The sequence below is a fragment of the Pseudoalteromonas sp. T1lg21 genome (genome assembly GCF_002964625.1).
Lineage (GTDB): Bacteria > Pseudomonadota > Gammaproteobacteria > Enterobacterales > Alteromonadaceae > Pseudoalteromonas > Pseudoalteromonas gelatinilytica.
In genome coordinates this window covers 56,815-72,064 of record NZ_PQBX01000002.1, presented here as the reverse complement: position 1 = coordinate 72,064, position 15,250 = coordinate 56,815, and the positions used below count along the sequence as shown (strand labels likewise).

Sequence of the window (15,250 nt, the reverse complement as noted above, 5' to 3'; positions counted from 1 at the left end):
TCTCCGTTACTGGCTATTAGCTGCTGATTCTGCAGGCATGGCATTGACTGGTGCACCTGGGCGGATTTTCTGTAAACCTTCAACAATTAGCTTATCGCCACTGTTAAGGCCATCTGTCACTAACCAGTTTGAGCCCACAGTACGATCTGTTTTAAGCACGCGTGCTTCTACGGTATTGTCTTTGCTTACAACCATGGCAGTAGGCTCACCTTTGGTGTTTCTGCTTACGCCACGTTGCGGTGCTAAAATCGCATCACTTTTCACACCTTCAACAATCACTGCACGAACATACATACCAGGCAGTAGTAATTTTTCAGGGTTAGGAAATTCAGCACGTAACGTTACTGAGCCTGTGCTTGGATCAACGGTTACTTCAGAAAATTGCAATGTGCCTTTATGTTGATAAGTGCTGCCATCTTCCATCTTTAATTCAACTTTTGAATGTAAAGCAGCATCTTTATCAAGCTCACCCGCAGCAATGGCTTTTTTTAAACGTGTTAGTTCACTGCTCGACTGGGTTAAATCAACATAAATAGGGTCTAATTGAGTAATGGTTGCTAATGCTGTAGCTTGATTAGCGCTAACAAGTGCACCGGCAGTGACATCTGATTTACCAATTTGACCACTAATTGGTGCTAACACTTTGCTGTAGTTTAAATTGATTTCAGCAGTTTTAAGCTGCGCTTGAGCTGTTAGTAAGTCTGCTTTTGCACCTTTGTATGCTGCATCTGCTTCGTCGTAATCTTGTTGGCTTACTGCTTTGATACTCAATAGTTCTTTATAGCGTTCAGCTTTTGCTTTTGCATTAGCAATACTTGCTTGTGCTTTTGTGATAGCCGCTTTGCTAGTCGCTACTTCAGCTTCAAAAGTAGATGGATCGATTTGATATAAGGCTTGGCCCTTTTCTACTTCAGCACCTTCAACGAACATACGTGATTGAATAATACCGTTAACCTGTGGGCGAATTTGCGCGATACGTGAAGCAGCCACACGGCCTGGCAATTCTTTAGTTAGCGTAAGAGGTTTGCTTTGCATCTCAATAACGCCAACAGGTACAGCTTGTGCTGCCTGCGTTTGCCCTTGAGCCGATTCAGATTGGCCGCAGCCTGATAATAAAACAGCACCAGCCAAAGCTGACAGTGCAAAAAATGGAATGCGAGAGCGCTGCATGTGTAGTTCCTTAGTTTAGAGTGAACGATCATTCTAAACTAAAAAAGGCACAGATCAACCATCTTTAAAGAACTTTACATTAAATAAAAAGCTTGCTTTAACGCATGAATTTTGTGCAATACATAAATTGCTAATTGAATTATTGCGAAGATTACTGAGAAAGTTGTTTTAAAACTATTAGTTATGCGAATTGAAAGTATATCAATTCGCAGATTATTCGCCTAAACACATGCCCATAGCGCGGGCACTTGTTATTAAAGAATGATCTAAAGGAATGACGCGATATTCTGAAGTAGCTTCTTTTAAACTGATTGGTTTAATTTCACCGTCTTTACTGACAGGGATAAAACCAAACTGACCTTTCTTTACTAGCTCGAATGCCTGAACACCAAACTCTGCTGCAAGTACCCTATCGAACGCATTCGGTGTACCACCCCGCTGAATATGCCCTAACACAGTGACTCTTACATCAAGATCAAGCGCAACACGTATCTGCGAAGCAAGTTGCTCAGCAATGCCACCTAGTACAGGGTTTTCGTAGCCACGTTCATTTGATTGTTTACTAACAACACCACCAGCAATAGGTTTAGCTCCTTCTGAAATGACGATATTGGCAAATCCATGACCTTTATCAAAACGTGACGTTAATTTGGTTTTAATCGCTTCAATATCGTAAGGAATTTCTGGAATAAGTGCGACCTCAGCACCGGCAGCAATAGCAGAGTGCAAACAAATCCAACCGGCATCGCGCCCCATTACTTCTGTCACAATCACCCGATTATGACTTTGCGCTGTTGGTATTAACCGATCAATGGCTTCGGTAGCTGTATCGACGGCAGTCTGAAAACCAATTGTGTAATCAGTGCCATATAAATCATTATCAATGGTTTTTGGTACGCCTACGATATTTAAGCCATGCTCAAATAAATGCTGAGACACTCTGTGCGAACCATCACCACCTATATTTATTACCGCATCAAAACCAAGTTGCTTTATCGTACTGATCAGCTCATCAGAGCGGTCAATAAACACTTGTTCGCCAGCTATTTCAGCAGGAAATGCGGTAGGATTCCCTTTATTAACAGTTTCTAGAATTGTTCCACCACGAACATGAATACCAGCCACCACTTCACTGGTTAAGTGTATAATATCGTTTGGCTTTTCAAGCACACCACAGTAAGCTCTTCGGCTACCATACACCTGCCAATTACCATCATGCTCGGCTGCTTTAACCACCGCTCTGATCACCCCATTAAGCCCAGGGCAATCACCCCCACTTGTTAATAGCAGTAATTTTTTCATTGTGTTACCAACTTCGTTCACTGATTAATTAGAGATTAGCTTATATGTTGAACTTTCGCGTATGACTTACATCAACTAAAACTGGTTTTTTATGCGTAGAAAAAAGCGCAACAAATAGCACTAGTAATACATACTTAGGCAGACTAGTCAGTAAAGTGGTGTTATTAATATTTGCAGAAAAGGTGTTAACAGCAAAATATAAATGCAGCGCTAAAAATGGTGTCAGCAATATAAAATATGAATACGCTTTGTCTTTGAGATACAGCGACTTACTTATTAATAAAAACACCAAAAGTAACGCTAATAAAGGAAGACCTAAAGTAACGATATCAACCATTGATAAAGCAAAGTTAGGTGACAATCCATAAAGCGGGGAAAGTACTACTGTAGGTATCGCTATAGCTGCACCATAACCTATGACTGGTATAGATAAATAGGCAAATAAACAGCCAAAAATAAATAAAAGTAGTACGTTATATTTCATAACTCCATTCCATGGTTTGTTCATTATTAGTTTTACGCTAACTAATAATGAACAAATAATCCACTACTTTTTCAGTACCTTAACTGCTAAAAGGTCTTAACTTTAAATGCTAGGTTTTCTACTGCACAGCCTGTACTACTCGTATTTACACGGTAATAATGAGTATTGTCAGTGGCATTTAAATCCAATAAAAACTCATCGTGCTGGGCTACTGCCTGTTGTTCTTGGGTTAAACACATAGCTTGTACAAGCGAACGCAATTTAGCATCTGAAAAAATAGTGCCAAAACGCTGCATAGGCAGTGGCGGAATTTTAATATTAGGGAGTGCATTATCAACAGTTCGTTTAGCGAGATTAAAGCCATCCTTTGTTACATCAATAACTGCACCTGCAGGCCAATAACTAATTGCTCCACTGTTTTTAGCGTCTGATTGAACATGCACGACACCGCTTTTACCAATCACCGTCATTAATGAGGTTTTACCTGCTCGTATTGATACAAGTGCTGTGGTTTCATCAATGCCAAAACCATGCTTTTGCTTTGTATCTGCCAATAATCTAGCCAAACGCATTGTTCTGTTACGCTCGCTAAAGTGTGTATCAAGAACACCGTACGGAAAACTGCCTAGTCCACCTTGTTTTTCATAAGTGAGTGAATCTGCTGAAAGCTTATCACCACATTCATTATCACAACGTTCACTTGGCGGTGATACCGCAAACGCACCTTCTCTCATTGCAGCTAAACTTGTGCCGTTTGTGATCATTGGTACTGAGCCAAAGGCATTTTTACCACCACTTTGCACCGCAGTGCCTGCGCTAGTACCTACAAGTAATGGCCTTTGTAAAATTGCACGCGTCCAAGGGTATTGCTTACCCTCTTCATCAAAAAGAACTTTTCTGGTTAAACTTTGATCGCCCCCGTTAAACATAATCCCCGTGGCATTTTCAATTAGCTCAACTAAATGATCTACCCCTTTATCACAAAGCGCTTTTTCGGCCTTAGTTCGATCAGGGTAAATTGTCTCACGATTAAAAACGCCCATGGAGTCACTACGTAAAGAATCCAAACTCTCACATTGCTTACTGGTTATCGCTTTTGCTAAGGCAGGAGTAAGAGGTAACCAGCTTGATTCAACACCATTAAAGTTTAATAACCCTTCATAAAAGTCAGCTGATTCATATGGGTCTCTGCTTGAAGCTGTAACAGCCAAAATTGCTGGTGATTTGGTGGTTGTTTTTAAAGAAGCAGCAACGAAGTCTAAAATATCATTAGCTGCACTTTCGTTATTATCGCTTGTACTAACCTGCTCTTTTTGACGGGTCGAATCTGTATTTAATACAGCAACTTCAAGTGAATCTATGACAAAGTTGTATTCTGAATCAGTGAGTTCGTTTAGTAGCTTGTTATCTAAATCACGCCATGCCCATAAAATATCACTTTTAGTGATCACACCTGAGTTTTGACGTGCAATTTGTGCTAAAACCTTGAGCGTTTGCTGACGATTTTTTTTATTCTTGGTTGGCCAGTTTGTCTTAATTTCACTTAAGGCATCATTATTTAATCGATATTGATTATTCTGTTTACCACTGATCTGTTTATTCGAAAGGCAATTTTTAGGGCTCATACTTGAGCAAGTGGTCAAGGCACCGCCGACTAAGACCAACGTTTGCTGTTGATCATTTGCATAAACTTTGCTGCCAAATGACGCGAAAAACAAACCAAATACCAAAGAAAAAGCTGAAGTTTGATATTTAGTCTTTTGCTCCTTAAGGATGTTCATATTGTTACACTCTTGTAAAAAAATATTAGAAAATTGCTTGCGCAGCTTTTTGTTGCTTGCTATAAAAAAAAGGAACATTTAAAAACGCGAGTAAGCTAGCACTGTATCGCTAGCTTTGTCAAAAGACCTTACGGATTGGAATTATGTTGAAAAACGCATTATCGCTTTGCACATATTTCTACTCTCCACACTACCTTTCGGAGTGGTTTGACGAGTAGCCACACCTCACTTCCTGTGAGGGGCTAGTTGTGTCTATAACCTACTGCCCTGTCTAAAAAATTATAACAATTATTCAAAACGTCACGGTTTTGCCGTGTGTTTTTTAAGGCAAAGGTAAATCAATATGTTTCGTCAGCTATCAATTGCTGTAGCAATCAGTGCTGTGCTGTGTCCAGTACAAACTGTGTATGCTCAAAACGACCAACAACCAGAAAAAATTGAACGAGTAGAAGTAACAGGATCACGAATTAAAGGGGTTGATTTAGAAGGAACCATCCCGCTTACCGTGCTTGACCAAGATGCAATCAAGCGCTCAGGAGCGAACACCATTCATGAGTTGTTAAAAGATTTATCCGTTTTCAAAGGCGGTTCAGGTACCTTTTCAACATCTGAAAGTGGTGGTACATCAACCTCAACACCAGCGGGTCAATCAGCGGCTAGCCTCAGAGGTATGGGGCCTTCTGCCACATTAACACTCATTAATGGCCGACGTGTAGCACCTAGCTCATTCGCAGCAGGCACTGAAAACTTTGTCGATGTGAACTCAATTCCACTTGCTGCAATTGAGCGAATTGATATTTTAGCCACTGGTGCATCGGCAATTTATGGGGCTGATGCTGTCGCCGGTGTTATTAACTATATTCTCAAAGATGACTTTCAAGGAGCTGAAGTAAACACTTCTTACACCAATAGTTTTGACAGTCATGACGAAGGTAAGAAGCAACTTAACTTGGTCTACGGCACGAATATAGGTGAAAGTAACTTAACGGTATTTGCTGATATTTACGACCGCAATGCCTTTAAAGCAACCGACAGAAGCTATACCGCAACACCTAATTTAGTGAATGGTTACTCATACTTACCGAAACTTGAGAACACGCCGAACATTTATTACTACAGTAGCCGAGATGGCAATGAACTACCAGCGCCAAACTGTAAAACAGAGCTTGTCACGACTGAGTATGGTGAGCAAATTTGTGCTTATTATGCTAACCAAGATGATTACCTTGAAACCCCATTTGAAAGCCTTTCAACTGGCTTTATGTTTAACAGTAACCTCGCTGATTTAGATTGGCATACCGATTTCTTCTATAGCCAAACTAAATCAAAGGCATATTCATCACCTGCACCAATCAATCAAATAAACGACGATGATGGTCCGTATATCATAGAAGATGCGTTATTCATTTATGATAACGCTGATGGCAGCAACGACCTGATGGACCAGCTTTATATTGATCCATTTACTACTCAAGCTGGTCGAGATGTGTATGGTTTTGCATTTGATGCACGTTTTAATTCACCACGAACTGTTGAAGTTGAAACTAAAAACTTTCGCTTAGTCAGTAGCCTAGCCGGTTACATTGGTGATTGGAGTTGGGAGTCTGGTGTTACCTTTTCTCGTTCTAAGTCAGAACAACAAGCAATTGATGGAATTTACAACCGTTACCAATTTCATGCAGCAATCACCGGAGAATTATGCTCTAACGGATCATTAGCTACATATGATGGAACACAGCTTAATTGTGCGCAAGGTCAGCTAATGCCGTTCTACAACCCTTTTTTACAGGGTGATGCTAATAATGATGCGTGCTTGAGCTTGCAAAAGCAAACCCAAGTAGAAGCGGTGAAAGTACAGTCTACGGTTGGGATTTAAACTTTAATGGCGATTTATTTACGTTTAATGAGTTACCCATTTTATGCTGCATTTGGTATTGAAGCTCGCCGAGAAGAATTAAAAGATATTCCGTCGTTAGACTCACAAGCACGTCCTGAAAATGGGTATTTAGTCGATGTTTTTGGATTTGGCTCGAGTCTATCAGAGGCCGATCGTACCCAGTACGCTGCATTTTTAGAATTGAGCATGCCAGTCACTGAGCAGCTAGAACTGCAACTTGCTGGTCGTTACGATCATTACGATGATTTTGGTGGAACATTCAATCCTAAAATAGGTTTAAGTTATCGCCCATCAGATTCTCTGATCATTAGAAGCTCTTGGTCAACATCGTTTAGAGCACCTTCATTAACTCAAGCTGGCGTAAAATTACGTACCACACAATCAAGCTTTGATTGCAGTGCAAACCAAGCTGTTGCAGATTTATACTGTATGGGTGATGGCTCAGAAATCAGTGTTAACAGCCTAGAGCTTGGTAATCAAGCACTTAAAGCTGAGGAATCTGAAGCGCTTAGCATTGGCTTTGCATGGAGCCCGTCTGTAAATACCAATCTAACCGTCGATTATTGGCATTTTGATCATGAACAAGTCATCGATACCAATATGACTGCAGTGCTAGATAGAGCAATCACGGACGCTTCTCTTCGTCATTGTGGGTTAGTACCACAAGGCCAACAAGGTATTTCGTACGAAGAGCAGCTGTGTGAAGTAACCGATAATGCAGTCCTTAATATTGAAAGTGATGGCGCTAATCTCTCAGAGATCCTAACAAACTATATTAGTGAGTTTAATCCGCGAGAAGATGAGCTATTCCTGCCACTATTTAGAGATCATGTTATTCCTCTTGAAAATACCGGCACGCAAACCTTAGCGGGTATCGACTTTAAGTTCGATCATCGTTTTCTTTTTGCAAAAGGTAGTTTAACACTCGCTTTCGATGGTACACATTATTTAGAGTTTGAGAGAAATAAACCAGGTTCAGATGCAATCGAAAAGCTAATCGGCACTTATCGTTACCCTGAAAATATAGGCAGATTCTCTATCGATTGGGATGCCGATAGTTATTATTTAAACCTTGGCGCCAATTATACCAGTAGCTATGAGGATGATATTGAAGGGCTCCGAGGCCGTGAAATAGACGAGTTAGAAGAGCTTGGTGAGCTTAATGATGAGTTAAAACGCGACGTTGATGATTGGCTGGTGTGGGATATATCAGCTGGATATTTTATCAATGATGCATTATCAATCCGTGCTCGTATCGATAATATCTTCGATAAAGAACCCCCTAAACTGTATGGTTCAAGTCGAGGATTTGATTCTATTAACCATAATGCCTACGGTAGTCGCTATACATTAAGTTTGAGTTATCGTTTTTAAACCTACTGTGGGCGGTTAAATACCGCCCACAATATGCAATTCATTAAACAATACGACTCAATCTTACTACACTCAGTGTTTTTCTTTATTAGCAAGGGATACAATACCTTGCTTATCTAAAAACCCGAATTAACTTAAGTGATTTTATGAAAAACAAACAGTTTGCGATGCCTGATGCCAGCATCATTTTGTTGTGCGTCGCCGTTATCGCCTATTTTGCCAGTTTATTTATCACCCCCGGTGTCTTTAATGCCGAAAAAGACAGTCATAGTGTTGAGTTATCTCAATATCAAACAGTTTCTGACCATACCCCGCCAGCGCTTTTTGCAGAAGGTGGAGACATAGGCCTCGCTAACGTTTTATTTGAAGGTTTAGTCTCAGGTGATAAGTATGGCGCTGCAATTGGCGTGATGGCGTTTATTTTAATTACTGGCGGTGCATTTGGTATTATCTTAAAAACAGGTGCTATTAATAATGGCATCATGGCATTGATTAATAAAACACAGCATATTGAATGGGTATTTATCCCTCTGCTGTTCATACTGTTCTCATTAGGCGGCGCTGTTTTCGGCATGGGAGAAGAAGCGATTGCCTTTTGTATCGTGTTATTTCCGATTATGAAACAGCTTGGCTATGATGCAAAAGTTACCGTGTTAACAACCTATGTTGCCACACAAATCGGTTTTGCAACGTCGTGGATGAACCCCTTTAGCATCGCTATTGCCCAATCCATTGCAGAGATACCTGTCTTTTCTGGCGCTGGCTTCAGAATGTTTGCTTGGCTTGTTTTTACCTCATTTGGCCTTCTATTTACTATTAAATATGCCAATTCAATCCGAGCCACAAAACAACAAACTAAGCAACACCAAGACAGCTCTATTAGTTTAGATACTGCAGATAAACTAATCTTACTAACTTTTATTGCAGGCATTGTTTGGGTTATTTGGGGCGTAATGGCGAGGCAGTATTATATTCCTGAATTAGCAGCGCAATTCTTTTGCCTAGGTATTGCTTGTGCTGTAATCGCCGGCCTATTCAAAAAACAAACGGCAAATGAGAGCGCAAACGCATTTAAAGTAGGTGCGCAAGAGCTTTTACCTGCAGCGCTTTTAGTGGCACTTGCTAAAGGGGTTATTTTGATTCTTGGCGGTAGCGACTTAACGTCACCTTCTACCCTGAATACCTTGTTATACTATAGCGCAAGCAGTATTTCGGTTGTGCCCGATTATATCGCTGCATGGGGCATGCTATTATTTCAAAGTATTTTTAATTTCTTTGTTTCGTCAGGTTCTGGTCAAGCAGCGATAACGATGCCGCTCATGTCACCACTCGGTGATTTATTAAATATCTCGCGACAAATTGTGGTTTTAGCGTTTCAATTGGGAGATGGATTGACGAATATTTTTATTCCAACCTCAGCAAGCCTCATTGGCTGTTTGGGTATTGTTAAACTTGATTGGAGTGAGTGGGCTGGTTTTATTTGGCGTTTTACTTTAGCTTTATTTGGCCTTGCTAGCTGCTTTATTTTTCTCGCACATTTTATTAACTATCAGTAAAAGAATTTATTATGTTAACACTTATAAAAGGCGCAGACGTTTTCGCCCCCTCTCCTTTAGGCATTCAAGATATTCTTATTGCTGGCACAAAAATAGTTGATATACAGCCTGAAATCACTATCGATACTTACCAAGGGATTACTACGGTCGATGGCACTCATTGTATTTTGGCCCCGGGGTTTGTGGATTCACTCGTTCATATAACTGGCGGAGGTGGCGAAGCAGGATTTGCCAGCAGAACACCCGAAATGAACCTTACTGATGCAACACAATATGGCACAACAACGGTTATTGCAGCCCTTGGCACTGACTCAAGTAGCCGAACTCATAGTAATCTTATTGCTAAAGCAAAGGCATTGAAAGAGCATGGGCTCAATGTTTATTGCCATACAGGTTCCTATCATTTACCTGCTAAAACACTCACAGATTCAATCACCAGCGACTTAATGTATATAGATGAGTTTATTGGTGTGGGTGAAGTGGCCATATCTGATCATCGCAGTAGTCAACCAACAGTACAACAGCTGGCAGAGCTGGCTGCAGAGGCAAAAGTGGCTGGCATGTTAAGTGGTAAAAAAGGCACTGTCAGCATCCATGTTGGCCCTGTTGAAACGCATTTATCGTTACTACACGAAGTTGATAAGCTTACCGATATTTCGCTGGCACAATTTTATCCAACTCACATGAATCGTAATATTGATTTGCTAAATGCAGGCATACAATTTTGCAAAGCCGGTGGCACTATCGATTTTACAACAAGTACAACTGAGTATGATCTTGCCCATGGCGAATACTCTGCCGCACACGCACTTGCCTATTGCCTTGAAAATAAAGTCGACCCTACAAAGCTCACCATGAGCTCTGATGGCCATGCAAGCCTTCCTATTTTTGACAAAAGCTTTAATCTGCTTGGTCTTGAAGTCGGAAAAGAGTCTACATTGCATGGCTCATTTGTAGAAGCGGTGCAAAAGTATAACGTTTCGATTGAACACGCTTTAATGGCGATTACATCAAACCCTGCACAGGTACTGGGTATTAATAAAGGTGTTATTAAGCAAAATGCAGACGCCGATCTTGTGTTACTTGATAAAACAACGCTTGCGCCAACAGAATGCTGGTCAAAGGGTATTCATATGGTGAGTAAAGGCAAAGCAATTGTTAAAGGGGCATTTGAATAAGGCCGCAATATGCAGCCTTAAACACTAACCTAAACAGATTCAGAAATACGAGTAACGAGTAGTTGCTCGACTTTCACTCCTTCAACATCGACCACTTCAAACTTATAGCCACCGTAATTAATAAACTCAGCACGTTTTGGCAGGCGTTTCATGGTGTAAATTAAAAACCCGGCGACTGTTTCATAATGAGATTGATCTGGGAACTCTTCAATTTCGAGTACCTTGGCAAGCTCAACAACTGGGGTTAAACCGTCAACTAACCACGATGAATTGTCACGTTTAATGATTAATTCTTCACCCTGATGGGTAATTAAATCACCCATAAATCCTTTCATTAAATCTTTAACAGTAACAATACCCACCATAAGCGCATATTCATTAACCACTACGGCAAACGGCTCTGCCGCTTTTTTAAAGGTGTTTAACGCTTCAGAAAGGCTTAATGTTTCTGGCAAATAAAAAATGTCGCGGCTGATCAATTCGTTATCTATTTCAGCGGTTTGCCCTTTTAGCACCTTGCGAAGGATATCTTTTGATTCAACCGAGCCAATTAATTTATCTAAGCTACCATCACACACTAAAAAGTGGTTATGAGGGTGCTCAATAATCTTAGTCGCCACTTCTTGTGCATCGGCTTTTACGTCAAAAAACACAATTTGATCGCGTGGCGTCATCACACTTGATAAGAAACGCGCTTCTAAGTCGAACACATTCCCAATTAATTCATATTCTTGTTGCTGTAAGCTGCCGTATTCTGCCCCTGCATCCATCATCGCGACAATATCTTCTGTCGTAACAATGTCTTCTCGCTCTGCGGGTACTTTAAATGCTCTAAGTACCAAATTGGTAATGCCATTAAAAAAGACCACAAAAGGAGTTAACGCAAAGGTCACCCAACGCATAATAGACACCACGTTAACTGCAACAGCTTCTGGCATTATCATCGCTAACCGTTTTGGTAATAAGTCAGCAAATAAGATAAATAACGAAGTAATACTAAAAAACGAAATTAGAAAACTGATTTGACTCAGTAATGGGCCTTGATAAATCATCCCTAGGATCTGTTCAATATAAGGCGATAAAGCCTGCTCACCAACAATACCACCCAAAATGGCAATTGCGTTGAGGGCAATTTGAATCATGGCAAAAAAAGCCCCAGGCTGTTCTTGCAATGTCAGCACCGCTTGGGCTTTTTTATTGCCCTCGTCCACCATCACTCGTAATTTGATCTTACGTGATGCCGCTATGGCTATTTCACTCATAGCAAACAACGCACTAATCAAAATTAAAATCATAATAATGAGTAAGTCACTCATTGTAGCTCCTAAAAATTAACCGCATTCAGAGTGTTGAATGCAAACAACTTTTTGCTCGTTTAGGCTGGCTAGAGTTTGGCGAGAATGGACAAAAAGCAGCTGATTATAGCCGCTTTATAACATTCAACAAGTGCTATTTTTAATCGTTATCAGCAAAGCCTTTGATTAACTTTTCAAGGATAGAGGGATTGATGTTTTTATTACACGCAAAGTATAACTGTGGTGTCCCAACGGGCAGTTTTAATATAGGTTTTAAATCTTCAAGCGTTTTATCGCCATCACGTTCATGTTTAAACTGTTCATCACTGAGGATGACTAAATCAATGCTTGAGCGTCTGCTTTTAAGTACATCGTAAATGTTGTCAAAGCTATCAAGTAAGATCAGCTGATTACGCTCATCAAAGCCATTGTCTTTTAAATAGATGTGTGAATAGTTATTTTTTAAAACTGCAATTCGGTATTTTTTAGCTTCATCTAAGTTAGCTATTTTTACTTGATCAGATTTAAATGAATAGAATGACGCCGAAAAACCACCAATTTGCGCTACCCAAGAGAATTTATCCTCGCGCGCAGGAAGCCTTGCCATAGAAAAGATACAGGTACTGCTGTCTCTTAATGCTGCGTTGTACGAAATTGACCAAGTGTTTACTGAAATCTCATATTCCACGCCACTTTTAGCTAAACCTGATTTTACTTTATCAACCACATTGCCGGTTAATACACCGTTTTCATCTAGGTATTGAAAATTAGGGAAGTTTTCGGTCACTACAGTAATTGCTGCAAAACATGGATGCAGAAAAAGCAGCAATGACAGGGCTAAAATTGTGCGCATAGTGAGCGATACCAAATAAATTATAATTATTTTTTATAATAATATAGCTCGAAGTTGTGGATATTGAAATATTATTTAGTGAAAAGGAATGAGCGAAAACGGGCTGTTTCCGCTCTACAGTCAATTACTTATTCATTGCATTAATTAAAAACGCTGAGATTTTAGCACCTTCTCTTAGCGTTGTTTCAGAACTTGTTTGACCAATTAATGAACTGTCCGTAAATGGCGCAATTTCCATCATATCAGCACCTGTAATTGGGAACTCGTCAGCCAATGCAACTAAAATGTCTAAGGCATGCTCTGGTGTTAAACCTCCTGCTTCTGGTGTGCCAGTCGCTGAAGCAAAGCTTTCATCAAGTGCATCAATGTCAAAACTCACATAAAGCTCATCAACGTTATCAGCTTTAAGCTGTGCAATGACTTCTTCGGCAACCGCTTTAGCACCACGCTCGATAATTTCGTGTGCCCAATGTTGCTTAACACCAAAGGTATCTTCCCAATGTTGCTTTGGTTTGCCACTTGAGCGGATACCAAATTGAATCAAGTTACGTGGTGCTGGTAAGTATTCAAGAATATGTGTACACCACGAACCAAAGCATAAATCGATACCTAAACGCTCTACTAATAAATCGGTATGAGCATCAAAATGAATGATGGCTGTGCGTTTGCCCGCATCACGCTTTGCTTTTAAGTAGGCTTTAGTCAGCGGGTAGCTTATTGAATGGTCACCACCAATGCCGAAAATGCCCTTTTCTGGGTAATTTGCATAAAAGCCATCACATACATCTTCAGTGATAGACAAAGGCGATACATGGTATTCGCTGTTTTCATCAGCATAGAGTGCTTTTTGACAGTTTGTGATGGTCGCATCGTTAAGGTATTTATCATGCAGTAAATGTGGGATCACACGTACATCGCCTAAATCAAAGGCACGCGCTTGTGGCTGCTGATCAATTAAAGTAGAGCGTAAAAATAGTGGGCCCCAGTTAGCACCACGTAAAATACCACCACCACAGTCAGAGCTAATACCTAAAATCACCGCTTTGTGCTCAGAGTCAGCCAGTGTTTTGAGAGACTCTTTCCACAGCACATCAACATTATCTGTTTGACCATATAATTTAGTACGTAATGCATCTTTACGCTCTTTTGCTGTATTTACAGTAAATACGCCATCTCCTGGAGGACAAAGACACTGACTTAGTTTTTCGTGGAATGCTTTTTGTGTGTTACTCATCTCTACTCCGCTGATCATTGTCTGCATATTCATGCGTAAGCAAAAAACTTACGCAATCAGGATTGTATTGTGTTTAGTTCGTTGTGTCTCAATAAACACCTAACAAACAAAACATATAACATACTGATATTAAAGAGTTATAATTTTAATGCAGAAGAATTTAAACTGCTCTAGTTAAATAAGAGCGCTGTATTTTGGCAGGTATAACATGCGCGAAAAGAAAGTCAAATTTTACGGCAACCCACTCGGTTGCCGCATTAGATTTATATTCAGACAGAGTGAATACTCATTATTCGTAGCCTCTTGGCTTCTTAGTTTTGATCACCGCAATATAGGCATGCCAACTGGCATAACTAAGTAACGGCATGATTACGATAAATCCGGCAGTGCCTGTAATAAAGCCGACAAACACCAAACACAAAATCAAGCCAGCCCAAACTATCATGGCACCCGCATTTGTTTTAACGGCATTAATAGACGATATTACCGCAGTCATAATATCAACACGGCGCTCCATCATAATTTGCGGTGTGAAAGCAGAGATAGCAAATACAGCCACCAGTAAGATACCCCCTACAATACTACCGAGTGTTAAAAACGCCGATAGCTGCTCAAAACTGGGATTAACAACATTTGGATATAACGCATGAATAAGCGCTGCTAAGCGCATCCAGACGATCATAATCACCATTAATAACACGGCAAAGCCCCACTCACCTGCAGGATTCCTAAACATTGATTTCAAACTGTGCATTAAGGTTGGTTTATGGCCTTTCTCAAGTTCCCAGGCAACATCGTATAGGCCGGCAGCAAAGGCAGGGCCGATGAGCGCAAAACCAACCACCGCAGGCAAAATAACTAAGTGTGTATCAAACTGATAAACAAAATACATTATCGTTGCAGGTATCAGCGTAAAAATTAATCCGTAGACTAAACTGAGCATGGGCGCATTCGCGATATCTTTAAATGCAAGTGCTAACCAATGAAAAGGCGCACTCATTGAAATGTGTGAGCTTTCTAAACAACGTGCAAACTCATGATGTTTACTCATAGAAGATGAAGCAGGCATAATATATCCTCTTTTATCGTGACATCTTTAGGTTTAGGTTATCTGTGCAATTCTTGC

The 15,250-nt window shown here is 40.4% G+C and carries 10 protein-coding genes and 1 pseudogene; 3 read left to right on the top strand and 8 right to left on the bottom strand.

Annotated features, from left to right (window positions below; translation table 11 throughout):
* Positions 1-6: 6 nt before the first annotated feature.
* The 4 genes from C2M25_RS02145 to C2M25_RS02130 all read right to left on the bottom strand — a co-directional run bounded on the left by C2M25_RS02145 (position 7) and on the right by C2M25_RS02130 (position 4,737).
* Positions 7-1,170 carry an efflux RND transporter periplasmic adaptor subunit gene (locus C2M25_RS02145; RefSeq protein ID WP_063703647.1) on the bottom strand — a complete coding sequence of 388 codons (1,164 nt, stop codon included), beginning with the start codon at positions 1,168-1,170 and terminating at the stop codon, positions 7-9.
* 213 nt (positions 1,171-1,383) lie between these two features.
* Complete coding sequence (locus C2M25_RS02140) at positions 1,384-2,472, bottom strand: 6-phosphofructokinase (RefSeq protein ID WP_105173391.1); 1,089 nt, start codon at positions 2,470-2,472, stop codon at positions 1,384-1,386.
* 40 nt (positions 2,473-2,512) lie between these two features.
* Positions 2,513-2,956: a hypothetical protein gene (locus C2M25_RS02135; protein ID WP_105173392.1), complete on the bottom strand. Its 444-nt coding sequence runs from the start codon at positions 2,954-2,956 to the stop codon at positions 2,513-2,515.
* An 86-nt stretch (positions 2,957-3,042) separates the two neighbouring features.
* A complete protein-coding gene (locus C2M25_RS02130; protein WP_105180324.1) occupies positions 3,043-4,737 on the bottom strand; it encodes a cyanophycinase in 1,695 nt (564 codons plus the stop codon).
* A gap of 343 nt (positions 4,738-5,080) precedes the next feature.
* On the opposite strand from C2M25_RS02130, the pseudogene C2M25_RS02125 reads away from it, so the two are divergent.
* The 3 genes and pseudogenes from C2M25_RS02125 (at position 5,081) to iadA (ending at position 10,742) form a co-directional block, all read left to right on the top strand.
* Positions 5,081-8,008: pseudogene (locus tag C2M25_RS02125) on the top strand (TonB-dependent receptor domain-containing protein).
* Positions 8,009-8,154: 146 nt separating this feature from the next.
* The gene (gene yfcC / locus C2M25_RS02120) at positions 8,155-9,564 is read left to right on the top strand and encodes a putative basic amino acid antiporter YfcC (RefSeq protein ID WP_105180277.1); all 1,410 of its coding nucleotides are present in this window, start codon (positions 8,155-8,157) and stop codon (positions 9,562-9,564) included.
* Positions 9,565-9,575: 11 nt separating this feature from the next.
* Positions 9,576-10,742: a beta-aspartyl-peptidase gene (gene iadA / locus C2M25_RS02115; protein WP_105180276.1), complete on the top strand. Its 1,167-nt coding sequence runs from the start codon at positions 9,576-9,578 to the stop codon at positions 10,740-10,742.
* A 29-nt stretch (positions 10,743-10,771) separates the two neighbouring features.
* On the opposite strand, the gene C2M25_RS02110 is transcribed toward iadA, so the two are convergent.
* The 4 genes from C2M25_RS02110 to C2M25_RS02095 form a co-directional block, all read right to left on the bottom strand.
* The gene (locus C2M25_RS02110) at positions 10,772-12,058 is read right to left on the bottom strand and encodes a hemolysin family protein (RefSeq protein ID WP_063703632.1); all 1,287 of its coding nucleotides are present in this window, start codon (positions 12,056-12,058) and stop codon (positions 10,772-10,774) included.
* Positions 12,059-12,197: 139 nt separating this feature from the next.
* Positions 12,198-12,890 carry a substrate-binding periplasmic protein gene (locus C2M25_RS02105; protein ID WP_105180275.1) on the bottom strand — a complete coding sequence of 231 codons (693 nt, stop codon included), beginning with the start codon at positions 12,888-12,890 and terminating at the stop codon, positions 12,198-12,200.
* Positions 12,891-13,014: 124 nt separating this feature from the next.
* The gene (locus C2M25_RS02100; RefSeq protein ID WP_063703628.1) at positions 13,015-14,124 is read right to left on the bottom strand and encodes an arginase family protein; all 1,110 of its coding nucleotides are present in this window, start codon (positions 14,122-14,124) and stop codon (positions 13,015-13,017) included.
* Between the two features lie 289 nt (positions 14,125-14,413).
* Positions 14,414-15,193, bottom strand: coding sequence for a DUF2189 domain-containing protein (locus C2M25_RS02095; RefSeq protein WP_105180274.1), 780 nt, complete (start codon positions 15,191-15,193; stop codon positions 14,414-14,416).
* Positions 15,194-15,250 lie beyond the last annotated feature (57 nt).

Bases quoted from the DNA above. Each gene is read 5' to 3' on its own strand.
- C2M25_RS02130 (WP_105180324.1), bottom strand. From the start codon at position 4,737: ATGAACATCCTTAAGGAGCAAAAGACTAAATATCAAACTTCAGCTTTT.
- C2M25_RS02105 (WP_105180275.1), bottom strand. From the start codon at position 12,890: ATGCGCACAATTTTAGCCCTGTCATTGCTGCTTTTTCTGCATCCATGT.
- iadA (WP_105180276.1), top strand. From the start codon at position 9,576: ATGTTAACACTTATAAAAGGCGCAGACGTTTTCGCCCCCTCTCCTTTA.
- C2M25_RS02145 (WP_063703647.1), bottom strand. From the start codon at position 1,170: ATGCAGCGCTCTCGCATTCCATTTTTTGCACTGTCAGCTTTGGCTGGT.
- C2M25_RS02095 (WP_105180274.1), bottom strand. From the start codon at position 15,193: ATGCCTGCTTCATCTTCTATGAGTAAACATCATGAGTTTGCACGTTGT.
- yfcC (WP_105180277.1), top strand. From the start codon at position 8,155: ATGAAAAACAAACAGTTTGCGATGCCTGATGCCAGCATCATTTTGTTG.
- C2M25_RS02140 (WP_105173391.1), bottom strand. From the start codon at position 2,472: ATGAAAAAATTACTGCTATTAACAAGTGGGGGTGATTGCCCTGGGCTT.
- C2M25_RS02100 (WP_063703628.1), bottom strand. From the start codon at position 14,124: ATGAGTAACACACAAAAAGCATTCCACGAAAAACTAAGTCAGTGTCTT.
- C2M25_RS02135 (WP_105173392.1), bottom strand. From the start codon at position 2,956: ATGAAATATAACGTACTACTTTTATTTATTTTTGGCTGTTTATTTGCC.
- C2M25_RS02110 (WP_063703632.1), bottom strand. From the start codon at position 12,058: ATGAGTGACTTACTCATTATTATGATTTTAATTTTGATTAGTGCGTTG.